We start from the raw sequence: 17,183 nt of genomic DNA, 5'->3' as shown, positions 1-17,183 counted from the left end.
ATATTGATATAGATCACATCGGGTATCAAAAGGATTAGGCACAATATGCTTAATAACTGATTTAGGAACGACTATGATGCTGAAAATGCTAACCGATCCCGTGGTGTGGGGCCCTTTACTAGGTATTCTGATGATAATCGTGATGATGCTTTACTACACTTACCTGTTTATGCACAACATGGCGAAAGAGGAAAAAAGCAGCAAGTCTACTCACGATAACGAGGATCAGAGGTTTCTATCATGACTAACAAAGCGCCCTGTCCGCCGTACTCTAGAGGTGCCTGGTGAAATGCTTTCACGTGCGGGTGCTGAATAAGATAGTGGGGAAGGGCGCGCTTTAAAATGCCCTGGCCAATGCCATGAACAATGCCCACACATTCTATTAATTCTTTACGCGCTGCGTGAATAAGTGCTGCAAGTTCAAGTTTGGCACTTTCTTTTGTTAAACCATGCAGGTCTAATATCAGCTCTGGATAATAATCGCCCCGACGCAACTGTTTAAGTACATGAGTGGAGACATCTTCGCGACAATATCTTACAGGGCCTTCAGAAGGCATATTGGCTTCGTATATATCAGAAAATGCAAAACTGGCTGCAACCTGACGAGACTGACTTCTGCCTTTCTGCTGAACATTAGCTTTGGCGCGTAACTTGATTTTTTTATCGTGGGTAACTTTATCTTGTGCAATGGGCGCGATACCAGACACTGCCTCACGAAAAAGTGAAAGATCGTCATTCATTTTGCTTTTCCGGTCTTTTTGCCCTGTCAAAACCTTTCCTCCTACTGCTCTACGGCATCGATAAAACCTGCAATCGCTAAGCAATGACAAAATCTACTAACGCAAGCGCTAAATAAACCATGGGCGAGCGTGGTAACTTTGGGTATGATACCAGCTTTACTCATAGCGATGTACCTAAGACCCTATGACGGATAAGATTTACCTTGAAGAAGCCATCGATGACCTACACTCCGTACTGGATATGGTGCGTTGGTCGGTCAGCCGTTTTAATGATGCCAATCTCTACTTTGGTCACGGCACCGATAACCCCTGGGATGAAGCCGTCACTTTGGTGATGTATGCGCTGCACTTGCCGCAAAACCTGACACAACAAACCGGCGATGGTTTATTTAGCGCCAGGCTTACCCGCAGTGAACGTGAGAAAGTGGCTGAGCTGGTTTTAAAGCGCGTGCAGACGAAACTGCCGCTGCCTTATATTACCCACGAATCCTGGTTTTGTGATCTGCCTTTTTATGTGGACGAACGGGTGCTGATCCCGCGATCACCGTTTGCTGAACTTATAAAAGCGCGGTTTGCGAACTATCTTGATACAGCGCCAAAACACATTTTAGACATGTGCACTGGCGGAGGCTGTATTGCTATTGCGTTGGCTTATGCGTTTGAAGAAGCTCACGTTGATGCCGTCGATATCAGTCAGGATGCGCTGGAAGTGGCAGATCTGAACATTCAGGAACACCAACTGGCCGACAGAGTCTATCCGATACACTCGGATTTATTTACGAATCTGCAAGGCCAACGTTACAACCTGATTGTTTCAAATCCACCTTATGTTGACGCTGAAGACATGGCAGATTTACCCGATGAATATCATCATGAGCCGGAGCTGGCGCTTGCTGCCGGCAACGATGGTCTGGATCTGGTCGCGATTATGCTTAAGCAGGCACTTGATTATTTAACAGATGATGGCTGGTTGTTTATAGAAGTCGGAAACAGTGAAGTGCATATGGCCAGCCGTTTTCCTGGTTTGGCTGTAGAATGGGTTGTGCTGGAGCATGGCGGGCACGGTATCTTTGCTGTGTCGAAAAGCGTTCTTCAAAATTATTGGAATACAAGGAATTAACAATCTCTATGGCAGGCAATAGCTTCGGAAAGTTTTTTACGGTCACTACGTTTGGAGAAAGTCACGGTATCGCAATTGGCGGCATCGTTGATGGCTGTCCTCCAGGGTTAGAAATATCGGAATCTGATCTACAAACTGATTTAGACAGGCGCAAGCCGGGCACTTCCCGTTACACCACAGCCCGCCGTGAAGATGATGAAGTGCAGATATTGTCCGGCGTATTTGAAGGGAAAACCACCGGGACCAGCATAGGCTTGTTAATAAAAAATAATGATCAGCGCAGTGGTGACTATTCCAATATCGCTGACCGCTTTCGTCCCGGACACGCAGATTACACTTACCAACAAAAATACGGTGCCCGGGACTACCGCGGAGGCGGTCGCTCGTCCGCCCGCGAAACCGCCGTAAGAGTTGCAGCGGGTGGTATCGCAAAGAAATTTTTAAAAGCGGAATACGGCATTGAAATACACGGCTACTTATCCCAGCTGGGGCCGATAAAAGTAGACACCGTAGATACGAATGTCATCAACACCAATCCATTTTTTTGTCCTGACGAAAGCAAGCTGGAAGCGCTGGATGCGTACATGCGAGACTTAAAAAAATCCGGTGATTCCATTGGCGCAAAAGTGTCGGTAGTAGCGAAAGGAATGCCGGTAGGATTAGGTGAGCCTGTCTTTGATCGTCTGGACGCTGATATTGCAAGCGCGATGATGGGAATCAACGCCGTGAAAGGAGTAGAGATTGGCGATGGTTTTGACGTGGTTGAACAAAAGGGCAGTGAACATCGCGATACCTTGACGCCACAGGGATTTACTTCTAATCATGCCGGCGGCGTGCTTGGCGGTATTTCCAGCGGCCAGGATGTTGTCGTGCATATGGCATTAAAGCCCACTTCCAGTATTTCCATTCCTGGGCAAACCATTGATATCAGCGGGAACGCCATCGATATTGTGACAAAAGGGCGACACGACCCTTGTGTCGGCATTCGCGCGGTGCCCATTGCTGAAGCCATGCTTGCTATTGTGCTAATGGATCATTGCCTTCGCCACCGGGCACAGAACGGGCATGTACAAAGCAAAACTCCAATTATCCCCGGCAGCGTGTAGTTGTAAATTTGAATTTACTATCCTGGCGAAGCGTATGCCATGAAGAATAACTCTCGCACCAATATTGTCTTACTCGCCCTTACTTATTGGCTCTACTTCGGCCAGTTGGGCGTGCTGGTGCCGTATCTGGGGATTTTCCTTGATGGCAGGGGCTTTAGCTCAGCCGATATAGGCAAGTTGTTTGCTATCATCACGCTTGCAAGAATTATTGGCCCGTCGCTGTGGGCGAGTATTGCCGATAAGACAGGCCAGGCGTTGCTGGTGCTGCGTCTTGGATGCTTTCTTACGGTGGTAAGTTTTGCCACCGTCTTTCTTTTTGATGGCTTCTGGGGACTTACCCTTTCTTTTGGACTTATGATGATGTTCTGGACTGCAGTTTTGCCGCAGCTGGAAGTCATTACCATGCAATCGGTGACCAAAACAGCAGTAAGTTATGGGCAGGTAAGGCTGTGGGGAAGTATCGGTTTTATTGTGCTGACAGTAGGCGTTGGCAAAGCGCTGGATAGCTATTCCACGGATACGCCGGTGTATGTCAGCATGGGAATTCTAACAGCGCTATTTGTTAGTAGCTTGCTCATTGTACATCCCGGCGCCACCAAGCCTGCGACAGATCAATCTGATAACTTTGGGCAACTGGCGCGCCACAAAACCTTTCTCATTTTTTTGCTATCCGCATCTTTACTGCAGTTCAGCTTTGGCGCGTATTATGGATTTTTCGCCTTGTATATGCGTGATCTACATTATTCAGGTCAGCAGACAGGCTTGTTAATCGCGTTGGGCGTGTTGGCAGAGATCGGCATTTTTCTTCTTGCCCGCCGTCTCATTGCCCGCTGTGGCGTGTGGTGGTTACTGTTTGTCTGCATGACTCTGACAGCCTGTCGATGGGCGATATTGGCTGGGTGGGCAGAATACGGCATTGCCGTCATTGTTAGTCAGCTGATTCACGCATTAAGTTTTGGCCTCACCCACGCCACATCAGTACATTTTATCTATCACTTTTTTCCAGCACAATTCCACAGCCGAGCGCAAGCGCTTTACATCAGTATTGCCTTTGGTCTTGGTGGCGCATCGGGTAATTACATAGCTGGGCAACTTTGGCATCAGGGCACCAATGCTATTCAAACATTTATGGTGGCTGCTATTTCTGCATTGGCGGGCGCGCTTGTACTCTTTTTGATAAACAGAAAGAAAATGGATTTATCGTTTACGCAGTAGGCTTGAATTCATTGCTATACTGACAGATATACCTGTAAAACCTCAGGCCCTTGGCATGACAGAGTCAGATGAAATCATAGGAAGCTATCCCCACGCCCAGTTCGTCGTACGTCGGGATAATCGAGTGATTATTACTTACGGGAAGGGCATATGGAACCAGGGCATGAACGAAAAATTTACCGGCGCAATCAAAAAATTAGTAGCCAGTTTTGACGGTAATCCGTGGGGGTTGCTATGTTGTTTGAATGACTGGCAACTTTCCACTCATGACTCCGTGCCGGTTATTCAAATGTTTGGGGGCTGGGCTTTGTCGAATAATCTAAGGCAATCCGCGCTGATATATCAGGAAAATTGCCTGAAAAAATATCAGTTGCAACAGATGGTTCCCAGCGATTCCTCCGACTATAAAACGCGTTATTTTGCAAAGGAAGTCGAAGCGTTCGAATGGTTTAAAGATTGCGGATTTCCTGTGAGAGACGCCCGCTGTAAGGTAGCATAGTGTTTAATAACGGTGCCAATTTGTGAAATATCTACGTATTTTTTTTCTACTCTTATGCTCTAGCGGCTACGCCTATGGGCAAGTTAGCAACAGTAACTTATGGCTGTTTTCGTTGACTTATAACGACGAAAACGTTGCAGTCAAACAGGCGCAAAAACTTACTGATACTGATTCCTATACCAATCAACCGCATTTTCTCCCCGGTGACATCAGGTTATATTATACCCAGTCATTTCCAGTGGGAGCGAGTGAGCAAACCGATATTTTATTGTACGATCCGGTCCATCGCTATCATCTACCAGTAACCCACACTGCCGAATCAGAATATTCCCCCACGCCCATGCCTGCGCAACAAGCGGGTTTTTCTGTTATTCGAGTTGCAGAAGATAACAAGCAATGGTTATGGCAGTACAGCGAAGAGGGAGAAAGTGTTGGTAAAATTTTTGCTGTGGAGCCCGTGGGGTATCACGTTTGGATAGACAACAATGACGCGCTGGCATTTATTTTAGGTGAGCCGAATATTCTGATGCGGTTGCGTAACGATAGCAAGAGCCAGGTTGTGGACGAAGATATTGGTCCCAGCCTATGGGCTATCCCCGGAACTGCGCTATTTAGTTATACCAAGAATCCGGCTCCGGATACGCAACCATGGACGCTCATGGCTTATGATCCGAAACTGGATTCAACCACTGTACTCGTTACGCTGCCTCGCGACGCCTATTACGTCGCCTGGACACATAAGGGGCAGGCGTTGACTGCGGTGGGAAGTCAGTTACTTGTATGGGATTTTACCGAACCCGTTCAGGACAGGCGGCCGCAATTAGGTGACGCTGTGGAAGCACAACAAGGAAATCTCCCGTCTAAAGCTGAAACGGGTCCTAATGCTGTTGCCTCCGAATGGCAACCGTGGCTCAATATTGCCGAGTACTGCCCGAAAGGGGCCACAAGAACGGCTATGTCAGCAGACAATGGTGACTATCTGGCCGTGGTGTGTGCAGAATGACCATGAAACGGTAGCCGCCATAAATGGTGTTCTTTTAGAGGGGTCATAATCCGTCAACGGACCTTCGCTAAGCTGCTGGCGCTGGGCGGCGGCACTGGCTAATCACTCGCACATCATCATCGATTTGTTGCTCTAGCGTCACATCAAACTTCCATAGCTGATGCAGGTGTCGCATCACCTCGTCAGATGATTCCGCCAGCGGAATTCCCTGCTGGGGAATATATCGCAGGGTAAGCGAACGATTTCCGCACACATCCACATTGTATACCTGGATATTCGGTTCTAAATTACTTAAATTATATTGCGCCGAGAGTTTCTCACGAATTTTTAAGTAACCTTGCTCGTCATGAATCGCATTCACGCTGACAAATGGTTTATCTGCATCATCTTCAACTGCAAATAATTTAAAGTCTCTTATCAGCTTAGGGGACAAAAACTGACTGATAAAACTTTCATCTTTGAAATTACGCATTGCAAAGTGTACCGTCTCCAACCAGTCTTTACCTGCCACATCCGGTAGGTAGTAGCGATCTTCGGCGGTGGGGTTCTGACAAACCCGTTTGATGTCCATAAACATTTTAAAGCCCAACGCATAAGGGTTAATGCCAGAATAATAAGGGCTGTTGTAATCTGGTTGCATCACTACATTGCTGTGACTGTGAAGAAATTCCATCATAAAGCGTTCGCTGACCCGCCCTTCGTCGAACAGCTGGTTTAAAATGTGGTAGTGCCAAAAACAGGCCCATCCTTCATTCATAACCTGCGTTTGCTTTTGTGGATAAAAGTACTGCGAAACTTTTCTGACGATACGCACAATTTCCCGCTGCCAAGGTTCTAGCAGAGGTGCATTTTTCTCAATAAAATAAAGGAGATTTTCCTGAGGTTCTGCGGGAAAACGTTGATTTTGGGGCTTAAGGTTTGTTTTTGATTCAGGTAGTGTGCGCCACAAATCATTAATTTGAGATTGAAGATACCGTTCCCGTTGCTTTTGACGCGTCTGTTCTTCCTGTAAAGAGATTTTTTGTGGTCGTTTGTAACGATCTACACCAAAATTCATGAGTGCGTGACAGGAATCAAGCGTATTTTCTACAATCTCGGTGCCATATTTTTGTTCACATTTAGCAATGTAGTTTTTAGCAAATACCAGATAGTCGATGATGGAGCCTGCATCTGTCCACGTCTGAAACAGATAATTGCCTTTGAAAAAAGAGTTGTGGCCATAACACGCATGAGCAATAACCAACGCCTGCATGGTTATTGTATTTTCTTCCATCAAATAAGCGATACAGGGATCAGAATTAATGACAATTTCGTATGCCAACCCCATCTGACCGCGACGATATTGTTGTTCAGTATGAATAAACTTTTTACCAAAAGACCAGTGACTGTAGTTGAGTGGCATACCAATGCTTGCATAGGCATCCATCATTTGTTCTGCGGTGATAACCTCAATTTGATTGGCGTAGGTATCTAGCTTGAAGCGTTTAGCGACACGATCAATGTGGTATTCATATTGCTCAAGCATATCGAAGGTCCAGTCAGGACCATCAGCTAGAAGATCTTTGGAGGCTTTAACATCGGATGTCATAAATTATTTTCCCGCGCTCACAATTTGTTCTGACTTTCTGAAAAGTTCCCTGAAAACCGGATAGATATCACTGGCGTGCTGAATATGCTTGCAAACAAAATTTTCTGTTATGGCTTCCAACTTCTGGTATTCCCGCCATAGGCTTTGGTGTTGCCTGTCAGTAATTTCGATATAAGCAAAGTATCGAGTAACAGGCAATAGATGGTTTACAAGCAGCTCTCTGCACTGCGGTGAATCGTCGGCCCAGTTATCCCCGTCTGACGCTTGCGCCGCATAAATATTCCAGTTCCCTTCAAAGTAGCGGTCCTTGATAATGTCGTTCATCAAATTCAATGCGCTGGATACAATGGTTCCGCCGGTTTCCTGCGAATAGAAAAATTCATGTTCGCTGACCTCTTTGGCTTGCGTATGGTGACGGATATATACCACTTCAACATTTTCATAGGTGCGTGTTAAAAATAAATACAACAGAATGTAGAAGCGCTTGGCCATATCTTTTGTCGTCTGATCCATTGAACCAGATACGTCCATCAGACAAAACATCACCGCCTTGCTGGTGGGAACGGGGCGGCGATCATAGTTTCGAAATCGAAGATCAAAGGTATCTATAAAAGGGACACGGGCGATTTTAGCTTTTAAAGCTTCGATTTCTTTCAGCAGTTCCATAATCGCCAAAGTATTATCAAGCTTATCGTCTTGTAAAGCTTGTAGTTGCGCTTCCAGCTCACGTAGCGTCTTCCGATCAGAGCCTGTCAGTGCAATACGTCGGGCAACCGATCCTTTTAATGAACGAACAATATCCAAGTTGCTTGGCACGCCATCGGTTTGATAGCCAGCGCGATAAGTCTCGTACTGAACCACTTTATCTAACTGCGTTTTCTTTAAATTCGGCAACGCTAAGTCATCAAACAGGATTTCCAGATATTCATCTTTTGAAATTGAGAAGACAAATTCGTCCTCTCCTTCTCCGTCTTTACTTGCTTCGCCGCTGCCAGTTCCCTGACCTCCTCCTGAGGGAGGCCGGTTAATCTTGTCTCCAGCCGTAAACTGATCATTGCCAGGATGAACGACAGTGCGTTTCCCTCCTTTGCCGGTGTGAAATACCGGTTCAGAAATATCCTTCGCCGGAATGCTGATCTGTTCACCATTCTCCAGATCCGTTACCGAACGCTGACTTACTGCATCGGACACAGCTCGCTTTATCTGTTGCTTGTAACGGCGTAAAAAGCGTTGCCGGTTTACCGTACTTTTTCCCTTGCTGTTAAGCCTTCTATCAATAAAATGCGCCATAAGCACCTACTTATTTGGTTAAACGACCCCCTTAAGATGCTTTACGCACCCGTAAGTACCATTCGCATAACAGCCTGACCTGTTTCTGTGTGTAACCTTTCTCGACCATACGATTGACGAAATCGTCGTGTTTTTTTCTGTCTTCGTTGGAGCCTTTGGCATTGAACGAAATAACCGGAAGTAAGTCTTCAGTGTTCGAAAACATTTTTTTCTCGATTACCGTGCGCAGCTTTTCATAACTCGTCCATGCCGGATTTTTACCGCTGTTATTGGCGCGAGCCCGAAGGACAAAATTCACAATCTCGTTGCGAAAATCTTTAGGATTACTGATACCTGCTGGCTTTTCTGTTTTTTCCAGCTCCGCATTTAACGACTGGCGATCAAACAGCTGGCCGGTCTCTGGATCCCGGTACTCTTGATCCTGGATCCAGAAATCAGCATATGTGACGTACCTGTCAAACAGGTTCTGACCGTATTCGGAGTACGACTCCAAATAGGCGGTCTGGATTTCTTTGCCGATAAATTCAACGTAGCGCGGAATAAGATACCCTTTTAAAAATTCTTTATACCGGTCAGCAACGTCTTGAGGGAATTGCTCGCGCTCAATTTGCCGTTCTAAAACATAAAACAGATGCACCGGGTTAGCCGCGACTTCCTGGTGGTCGAAGTTAAATACCCGAGAAAGAATTTTGAAGGCAAAGCGGGTCGATAACCCTTCCATTCCTTCGTCCACGCCAGCGTAATCCCGGTACTCCTGATAAGACTTCGCCTTTGGATCGGTATCTTTCAGACTTTCGCCGTCGTAGACCCGCATTTTAGAGAAAAGACTTGAGTTTTCCGGCTCTTTTAAACGCGACAATACCGTAAACTGGGCCAGACATTCCAGTGTATCAGGGGCACAGGGCGCACCCGCTAATTCGCTATTTACCAGCAACTTGCGGTAAATATTAATTTCTTCAGATACCCGTAAGCAGTAGGGAACCTTAACGATATAAACACGGTCCAGAAAGGCTTCATTATTCTTATTGTTGCGGAACGATTGCCACTCGGATTCGTTCGAATGAGCAAGAATGAGTCCGTCGAAGGGCAGGGCAGAAAATCCTTCGGTGGGATTATAATTTCCTTCCTGAGTAGCGGTTAACAAAGGATGCAGCACCTTAATAGGCGCTTTAAACATCTCCACAAACTCCATCAAGCCCTGGTTTGCTTTACATAAAGAGCCTGAATAGCTATAAGCGTCGGGATCATTCTGCGCAAATTGCTCGAGCCGACGAATATCCACTTTTCCGACTAATGCCGAAATGTCCTGATTGTTTTCATCACCGGGCTCAGTTTTAGCAATCCCCACTTGGTCAAGAACCGAGGGAAAAACACGAACGACTTTAAATTTTGTTATGTCGCCGTTGTACTCATGTAATCTTTTACGAACCCACGGTGACATGATTGTTTTCAGGTAGCGCTTAGGAATTGCATATTCTTTTTCGAGAATGTGACCATCTTCCTCCACATCAAACAAACAGAAAGGATGATCATTTACCGGAGACCCTTTCAGCATATAAATGGGTATCTTTTGCATCAATTCTTTTAGGCGCTCTGCGAGTGAAGATTTACCGCCTCCGACCGGCCCTAAGAGATAAAGGATTTGTTTTTTTTCCTCCAGCCCCTGCGCGGCATGGCGTAGGTAAGAAACAATCTGTTCGATAGCCTCTTCCATCCCGTAAAATTCGTTAAAGGCGGGATAGCGGGGAATGACACGATTGGAAAACAACCGGCTGAGAGCCGGATCATTAGCGGTATTGATCATTTCTGGTTCGCCAATGGCTTTTAGCAGACGCTCGGCTGAGTTGGCGTAAGCCATAGGGTCGTTTTTACAGATTTCCAGAAATTCCTGAATAGTGAATTCTTCTTGTTTACGTTCCTCGTAACGTTGTTGATAGTGTTCGAAAATACCCATGAATAACCCTTAAAAAAACGGCTTTCCCGTACTTTCAGCTTAGTCGGTATTTTGCAAAGTGGGATTTTTTTTCAATCAATTTAGGAATAGCCAGAGAAGAATTGGAAAATTCACGTAATAAACACCGAGTGCCGGATGTTCTCACGACGGCGGTGGCACAATTCATCAAGAGCTTCTACTAAAGATGATGCAAACGTCGCTAATTTAATGTTTGTTACTAATTTGGTTTCGATGGCCTTGGCTGCAGGTTAGGTTGGCGGAAGAACTCAGTTAGCATCGCTGTTTTGGTTAAAAATCAAGCGTCTGCAATTTAAGATAACAATGCACGAAGAAGCTGTTGGCGTTGATGAAAAACATCTCGTCGTATAGAGAATAAGCGTTCGTTATGAGTTTACATCATCAACAGGCCTTGTTACCCCCGCTACTTACCTTATTATCCGCCTGCAAATTTCTCATATCTATTGCAGTCTGAATTGGAGACAATCGTGAAGATGCTTACTTCCCTACCGCTCATTCTCGTGGCGTGGCTAACTTTGTTTTTACCGCACTCGTTAATTGCAGCAGTTCATACAGTCGAGACAGGTGATTATCGGATAGAACCCCTGATGGAATCGGCTGGCATCACCATTTTCTCTCAAGTGGAAAACACGCAAACGCAAGTACAGTTTCGTGCGTTTGGAGAATACAACTGGCAAGAGGGAAACAGCCTGTATTTTGATCCCACTACCGATAGTCTGTCGGGCGCGTTGGTTCACCTTCAACCCAATACAGAGTACGAAGTGAGAATTGTGTTGGACTCGCCGGCGTCAGGTTGGCAGGAGTTCGACTTGACCTTTATGACTCGCCCGGACACCCCACCGATCGATCCAGGTAAAGTTTACTATCTCTCCGATATTTACTATGGAGGCACGCTTGATTTAGAAGCACTGGGTATTGAGGGTGAAGAAGATGGCTGGGCAAAAATTGTAGGTGATGTGAATACTCCTATTATCGCAGATGATGGTGCTGGGTCAGCCGTGTCTATAGGTGATAACAGCTATGTATATTTTGAAAATATCCTAATTAAAAAAGGCGGTGTGCAAGGTTTTCATGCTGTCGATGCACATCATATCTGGATTAACGGTTGCGATATCTCAAGTTGGGGAAGAGTTGCTCGCTACGAGTTAAATGGTATTGCCGTAGATGATGACGAGGAAACGATTAATTATGACTCTGCTTTTTACCTAAAACGCAGCGGTGTAATTACTATCGAAAACTGTTATGTGCATGATCCCGTGCTGGGGGCGAACAATTGGGACTCCGGACATCCTAAAGGCGCTAATGCTTTTATTGCTTATGCAAACCATCCAAATCCAGAATTTGAAGGGCAGATTGTTATTCGCAATAATATTTTTACCGGCAGCGACAGCAAACGATTTAATGACGTAATTGAAAGTCGCTTTAATGGCGAAGTTTACGGCGGCTTTATTCGGGATTCCGCTATCTACAACAATGTCTTTGCTTATGCCAACGACGATCTAATTGAAATGGATGGCGGCCAGCAAAATGTTCTGGTGTATAACAATGACTTGTCCCACGGCTACGCTGGTGTTAGTGCAGTGCCCAATATGAGGGGGCCAAGCTATATCTTTAATAATACTATTCATCATATGGGTGATGATACTGGCAAGATGTGGGCTTCCATAAAAGTAGGAGGACTATACGCCCGACCAGAAGGGCTGGTGAACGTTTTTAATAATTTTATTAACGTGTATCGTAACGGCATTACGGCGTCAGACTTTGAAGGTGACAATGCCTTTTGGGTAAACGCGGTGAATAATATCATTATTACTGAACTGGCAAATAACGCTGTGGGCTATGGTATTTATGATCCTCAGAAATCGAAATCCAGCCAGTTTGTCAACAATTACCTGTTTAACTTAAAAACGTTAAAACCACGTAATGACGCTGCCATTACTCAGGGCTTTGCTTATCCGGAACTGTTAAACCTGGAATTTGCCCGAAGTCTGATGAATCAGTCAGCGCCAAAAGTGCTGGCGCTGGAGAGCGACTTGCTGATCCCAAATTTCTCGACCATTCAAGCTGGCGAGTTAGTCGTAGGAATGACTCAGTCTACTGTGGGTGTAAAGACAGCATATCTGAATAAAAAGCTGCCGTTTACGCTGAATATGGACGACTGGGGCCTGAATTCTTATCGTAATCAGAACCAGGATAATCTGTTTACTATTCAAGACAATCACAGCCTCACCCTTACTGGCAACACTTGGTTGAAGATTGGCACTATGCATCCGGTGATCACTGAACACACTGTGTTGGATTTTACGTTTTTTGGAGAAGAAGGGGCAGAAATCGCCGCGATTGGTTTTGATAACAATAACCGTCTTCACGGCACCGACCTTATGCAGCTTTATGGAAGTCAGCAATTCGGAATGCCGGTTGATGGGTATCAGGAGGGGAGTTATCAACAAAACCTTAGTATTCCGCTGGCGCAATACTTCAAACCGAAACGTTATGAAAAGATGGTATTCGCGTTAGATAACGACATTTCCCAAGAAGATAAAAAGCCAAGTGTCACCTTTAGCAACATTATGCTTTATGACGCTATCGATCTTAGAACCTACAGTGTCGAAAGTTTTACTGAAAGTCAGGATGATTTAGAAAATGGAAGAAGCCGTGTGTCTGCCGATGGACATGCACTTACCGTAGAAGGGAATGTGTGGAAAAAAATTACCGGAAACTTTGCTATTGATGCATCAAGTGTACTGGTGCTTCACGTAAAAATTGAAGGTAATCCTGAAATTGTCGGGATCGGCTTTGATAATGATAACGCGGTGATGCCGGAGGAAGTATTTTCCTTTGGGGGAACGCAGGAATATGGACTGGTTCAAGCCCGCTTTACTGAAGAAGACGGCTGGCAACGTTTACTGATTCCAGTGGGTGAGCACTTACCTTCTGGCAACTACCAGAATCTGACGTTTGTCGTTGATAACGATGTCGAGCCAGAATCCGGTAAAGTTATTTTCAAAAATATAGCGCTGCTTAATAAGTAGGAAATCGTTTCAACAACAGCGACGCCGGGTTTAATTTACTCGCGCATTAGCCGGAGCAGGCTTTTCTGCTCCGGCAGTCTTTATACTATTCCTCTATCTCTGAGCTCATCCCACATCTATGCGGATTAGCATCAACCTGCGATGCCGAAGGAGCATCCTTTGCTTTAGAATTTTTCTGCTTATGGCAGTGCAATGAAAAGTGCAGATACAATACCGCTTCGGAGTAAAAATGATCACTCAGCAAAAGTTGAAAAGTGCGCATTTAAGCTTGCAGGAAGACGTTCTTAGTTAAAGGGTGGGGCTTTTGTAATTAGAGCAACGCAGAATAACAGCCATTTAAGCTAGCCCCGGAGGATGTCTCAGGAAGCACTCCGTGTTATCGCGCTAACACAAGGTATAAAAAAACCCGCAAAAGCGGGCTTTACTGAAGTAATTATCTGATGGGATATTTACTTGGAAAAGTTTTCACTGGCAAATTCCCAGTTAACCACATTCCAGAAATTTTCAAGATACTTAGGGCGAACATTTCGGTAATCGATATAGTAAGCATGTTCCCACATGTCTGCAGTTAGAACAGGCTTGCCGCTGCCATCGGCGATAGGAGTACCAGCATTGCTGGTGTTCACGATGTCGAGCGTACCATCAGAGGTTTTCACCAACCAGGTCCAGCTAGAGCCAAAATTGTTCACTGCTTTATCATTAAACGCGGCCTGAAAATCAGCAAAAGATCCCCATTTTGCGTTGATAGCCTCAGCTAACGCTCCAGTTGGCTCGCCGCCGCCGTTGGGGCTTAAGCAGTTCCAGAAAAACGTGTGGTTCCACGTTTGAGCAGCATTGTTAAAAACGCCACCCTCTGAAGACTTGATGATTTCCTCAAGACTTTTGTTTTCCAGATCCGTGCCTTCAATCAAACCATTTAATTTCGTCACGTAGGTAGCGTGGTGTTTACCGTGGTGATAATCCAGCGTCTCAGCTGAAATATGGGGTTCCAGAGCATTCTTTTCATAGGGTAGTGGGGGTAATTCGAAAGCCATACGAGTCTCCATGTTGGTATTAATTTACGTGTTGGCTCGCGGCGCATCAAAATCATCGCCTGCGCCAACACCGGTCTCAACTTAGATTAAGTATAAGGGCAAAAACAGATAACCCAATGACAAAATTATGATTTTTTTGCCATATAGGGGCAGGATGGATTTTTTTAAGTCATAAGTTAAGTCATCTTCTATTCTCTAGTATAGTCAGTAAATTGCAAGGCAAGCATGAATGAATAAAAATTAGGCACTCTCAAGGAATAAGCAATATTCCTCATCCGAAACGTCGTAAAATCATCCCTGATGACCTATAGACAGAGAAATTTTGGTAACCAGTTTTTCCCGGTTCACGAATCGATTGTGGTTATGTTAAACTGGTCAGCCTTGAAACTAATGCGGTCTGTGCCCATATAGTGGTGTACGCGAACAGCATTCCAGCGAGGAACCGGATGGATAATATCGATAGCCCGTCTACAATAGACAAAATCAAGCAGCAAATTTCAGAAAATCCTATTCTACTTTATATGAAAGGCTCGCCCAAACTGCCTAGTTGTGGTTTCTCAGCGCAGGCTTCGCAGGCATTAATGTCATGCGGAGAACAGTTTGCCTATGTGGATATTCTGCAGAATCCTGATATACGTGCCGAGCTGCCAAAGTATGCTAACTGGCCTACTTTCCCTCAGTTATGGGTAAATGGCGAGCTTATTGGTGGGTGCGATATCATCATTGAAATGTTCCAGCAAAATGAACTCCAGCCAATTGTAAAAGAGGCTGCGGCGAAGAGTTCTCCAACTGAAAACGATCAAGCTGCCAATTAAGCCACTGTTTGTTGTAGAAGTAGATTAATAAGAAGCCCGGCCATGTTGTCCGGGCTTTTTTGTGTCAGTGTCTAATTGATATGACTCATACTAATCCACCTTCACCAATGTGCCTTGATTAGATGCATTCCTCTATCTCTGAGCTGATCACACATTAAAGCTGATTAGTATCACGTTGGGCAAAAGCAGATACCACTAACTCACTAGCTATCACCGATAGAAAACAACGATGCTTATCTAATGATATTGCGTCGATGTTAGCCGTAGCCTTCTCTCCATTTCTTAGTAATTCCACTAAGGCATTTCCATAGATTTCGATTAAATTGCCGCAGTTATTTATCAAGTTATCGGGAGAAAAAAAGGCAGGTTTAAGCAAAGAAGCTTAGGGGGCTAAAAAATTACTGAAGTTGAGGTATAGATTAATTGAAAGAAACTAACACACTTCTTTAAAAAGGGATTCGTCTACAATAGTGGCATCTATGACCTGTTGCGCCATTTGTATGCACTTACCGCATTGGCTGCCAACTGCAAGATGCTCTCGCAGCTCACGAATATTACCAACGCCTTCATTCTCAACGGCGTGGCGAATTGCTTTGTCGGTGACACCATAACACATGCAAATGTACATTCAGTTACTCTTTCAACCACTTCTTGAATGATAATAATTGCTATTTACTTAGAAAGCAAGACTAACGATGCCCTTAATGTCTAACAGGTTGATGAGCCGGTGAAAATTTGTTTACACTTGCTGCTAAGCGCGAGAGGTCGTAGGGCACCGCATGAGTGAGCAAAAAAACAATCAGCGGTGAAAATATGTAAAGGTTTCTTACCCGAAACGCCGTAAAATCATCCCTGATGGCTCTGCTGGAGCATCCATGCTCCAGAAGTTCGGCTAAGAACCTTTCATTTATTGTTTATTCAATATTCAATAATTTCGCCCGGGAGAAGTCGGAGCAATATAGTCGCTTTATCCGGTTGTTATTTTCCGATGTGTACCAATAATAATCTCCGGCTAATAAGGCTAAGATAAAAGGCAGTTCGCCCACGAGCTGCTGAATAATAAATATTCATAAAACTAGGAGCGAATCATGAGTGTATTAGTAGGACGTCCAGCCCCGGATTTTACTGCAGCGGCTGTATTAGGAAGCGGTGAAATTGTTGATACTTTCACCTTGAGCGATACTATTAAGGGAAAGAAAGCCGTCATTTTCTTTTATCCGTTAGATTTTACGTTTGTTTGCCCATCTGAATTGATTGCTTTTGACAAACGTTATGAAGAGTTTAAGAAGCGCGGCGTGGAAGTTATCGGTGTATCCATTGATTCCCAGTTTTCTCATAATGCATGGAGAAACACGCCAGTCAATCAAGGAGGCATTGGCCCTGTCAAGTATACTCTGGTAGCTGATACCAAGCATGAGATTTGTCAGGCTTATGATGTTGAGCATCCAGAAGCTGGCGTGGCGTTTCGTGGTTCTTTCCTGATTGACGCGGATGGCCTGGTGCGCCATCAGGTAGTAAACGATTTACCTCTTGGCCGTAATATTGATGAAATGTTACGTATGGTTGATGCGCTTAGTTTCCATGAAGAGCATGGTGAAGTATGTCCTGCCGGCTGGACCGAAGGAAAAGCGGGTATGTCAGCTAGCCCTGAAGGTGTAGCAAAATACTTGTCAGAAGAAGCGGATTCTCTCTAATCCCTCTTTTAGTAAAAAGCCGCTTAATAAAGCGGCTTTTTTCATTTACGGACTACTCTCACTGCGATTAGAAGG

The 17,183-nt window shown here is 45.0% G+C and carries 15 protein-coding genes; 9 read left to right on the top strand and 6 right to left on the bottom strand.

The features are described from left to right. Positions 1 to 73 precede the first annotated feature (73 nt). Positions 74 to 244, top strand: a complete 171-nt coding sequence (locus CA267_RS03515; RefSeq protein WP_083638360.1) for a DUF3149 domain-containing protein — start codon at positions 74 to 76, stop codon at positions 242 to 244. Here CA267_RS03515 and smrB read toward each other — a convergent pair. Further along, complete coding sequence (gene smrB, locus CA267_RS03510; RefSeq protein ID WP_321174010.1) at positions 207 to 770, bottom strand: endonuclease SmrB; 564 nt, start codon at positions 768 to 770, stop codon at positions 207 to 209. The two genes, CA267_RS03515 and smrB, sit on opposite strands and share 38 nt — an antisense overlap. A 154-nt stretch (positions 771 to 924) precedes the next feature. Between smrB and prmB the strand changes: the two genes are divergently transcribed. Genes prmB through CA267_RS03485 form a run of 5 tightly spaced genes read left to right on the top strand, consistent with a single transcriptional unit; the run spans position 925 to position 5,683 of the window. After that, complete coding sequence (gene prmB / locus CA267_RS03505) at positions 925 to 1,860, top strand: 50S ribosomal protein L3 N(5)-glutamine methyltransferase (RefSeq protein ID WP_075608767.1); 936 nt, start codon at positions 925 to 927, stop codon at positions 1,858 to 1,860. An 8-nt stretch (positions 1,861 to 1,868) separates the two neighbouring features. Beyond that, entirely contained in the window at positions 1,869 to 2,966 is a 1,098-nt protein-coding gene (gene aroC / locus CA267_RS03500) for a chorismate synthase (protein WP_075608768.1), read from the top strand. A 39-nt stretch (positions 2,967 to 3,005) separates the two neighbouring features. After that, entirely contained in the window at positions 3,006 to 4,181 is a 1,176-nt protein-coding gene (locus tag CA267_RS03495) for an MFS transporter (RefSeq protein ID WP_075608769.1), read from the top strand. A 55-nt stretch (positions 4,182 to 4,236) separates the two neighbouring features. Next, a complete protein-coding gene (locus tag CA267_RS03490) occupies positions 4,237 to 4,680 on the top strand; it encodes a hypothetical protein (RefSeq protein WP_075608770.1) in 444 nt (147 codons plus the stop codon). 22 nt (positions 4,681 to 4,702) lie between these two features. Then, positions 4,703 to 5,683: a hypothetical protein gene (locus tag CA267_RS03485; RefSeq protein WP_075608771.1), complete on the top strand. Its 981-nt coding sequence runs from the start codon at positions 4,703 to 4,705 to the stop codon at positions 5,681 to 5,683. A 67-nt stretch (positions 5,684 to 5,750) separates the two neighbouring features. Here CA267_RS03485 and CA267_RS03480 read toward each other — a convergent pair whose 3' ends face one another. The 3 genes from CA267_RS03480 to CA267_RS03470 are packed head-to-tail and all read right to left on the bottom strand — an operon-like array spanning position 5,751 to position 10,515. Further along, positions 5,751 to 7,271 carry a SpoVR family protein gene (locus CA267_RS03480; RefSeq protein ID WP_075608772.1) on the bottom strand — a complete coding sequence of 507 codons (1,521 nt, stop codon included), beginning with the start codon at positions 7,269 to 7,271 and terminating at the stop codon, positions 5,751 to 5,753. A gap of 3 nt (positions 7,272 to 7,274) precedes the next feature. Then, positions 7,275 to 8,561: a YeaH/YhbH family protein gene (locus tag CA267_RS03475; RefSeq protein ID WP_075608773.1), complete on the bottom strand. Its 1,287-nt coding sequence runs from the start codon at positions 8,559 to 8,561 to the stop codon at positions 7,275 to 7,277. A 31-nt stretch (positions 8,562 to 8,592) separates the two neighbouring features. Next, positions 8,593 to 10,515, bottom strand: coding sequence for a PrkA family serine protein kinase (locus CA267_RS03470; RefSeq protein WP_075608774.1), 1,923 nt, complete (start codon positions 10,513 to 10,515; stop codon positions 8,593 to 8,595). A 485-nt stretch (positions 10,516 to 11,000) separates the two neighbouring features. Here CA267_RS03470 and CA267_RS03465 point away from each other — a divergent pair, with 485 nt between their 5' ends. Continuing rightward, positions 11,001 to 13,565: a right-handed parallel beta-helix repeat-containing protein gene (locus CA267_RS03465; protein ID WP_139316228.1), complete on the top strand. Its 2,565-nt coding sequence runs from the start codon at positions 11,001 to 11,003 to the stop codon at positions 13,563 to 13,565. 449 nt (positions 13,566 to 14,014) lie between these two features. Here CA267_RS03465 and CA267_RS03460 read toward each other — a convergent pair whose 3' ends face one another. Further along, a complete protein-coding gene (locus CA267_RS03460) occupies positions 14,015 to 14,599 on the bottom strand; it encodes a superoxide dismutase (RefSeq protein ID WP_075608776.1) in 585 nt (194 codons plus the stop codon). A gap of 446 nt (positions 14,600 to 15,045) precedes the next feature. On the opposite strand from CA267_RS03460, the gene CA267_RS03455 reads away from it, so the two are divergent. Further along, positions 15,046 to 15,414, top strand: a complete 369-nt coding sequence (locus CA267_RS03455) for a Grx4 family monothiol glutaredoxin (protein WP_075608777.1) — start codon at positions 15,046 to 15,048, stop codon at positions 15,412 to 15,414. A 433-nt stretch (positions 15,415 to 15,847) separates the two neighbouring features. Here the strand turns inward: CA267_RS03455 and CA267_RS03450 are convergent, their stop codons facing one another. Further along, positions 15,848 to 16,042 (bottom strand): (2Fe-2S)-binding protein, encoded by a 195-nt coding sequence (locus CA267_RS03450; protein ID WP_075608778.1) that lies wholly within the window; start codon positions 16,040 to 16,042, stop codon positions 15,848 to 15,850. Between the two features lie 460 nt (positions 16,043 to 16,502). Between CA267_RS03450 and CA267_RS03445 the strand changes: the two genes are divergently transcribed. Next, positions 16,503 to 17,108: a peroxiredoxin gene (locus CA267_RS03445; RefSeq protein WP_075608779.1), complete on the top strand. Its 606-nt coding sequence runs from the start codon at positions 16,503 to 16,505 to the stop codon at positions 17,106 to 17,108. Positions 17,109 to 17,183: the final 75 nt, after the last annotated feature.

This window comes from Alteromonas pelagimontana (assembly GCF_002499975.2).
Taxonomy (GTDB): domain Bacteria; phylum Pseudomonadota; class Gammaproteobacteria; order Enterobacterales; family Alteromonadaceae; genus Alteromonas; species Alteromonas pelagimontana.
The sequence above is the reverse complement of the archived record's forward strand: the minus strand, read 5'-3'. Positions and strand labels throughout refer to the sequence as shown.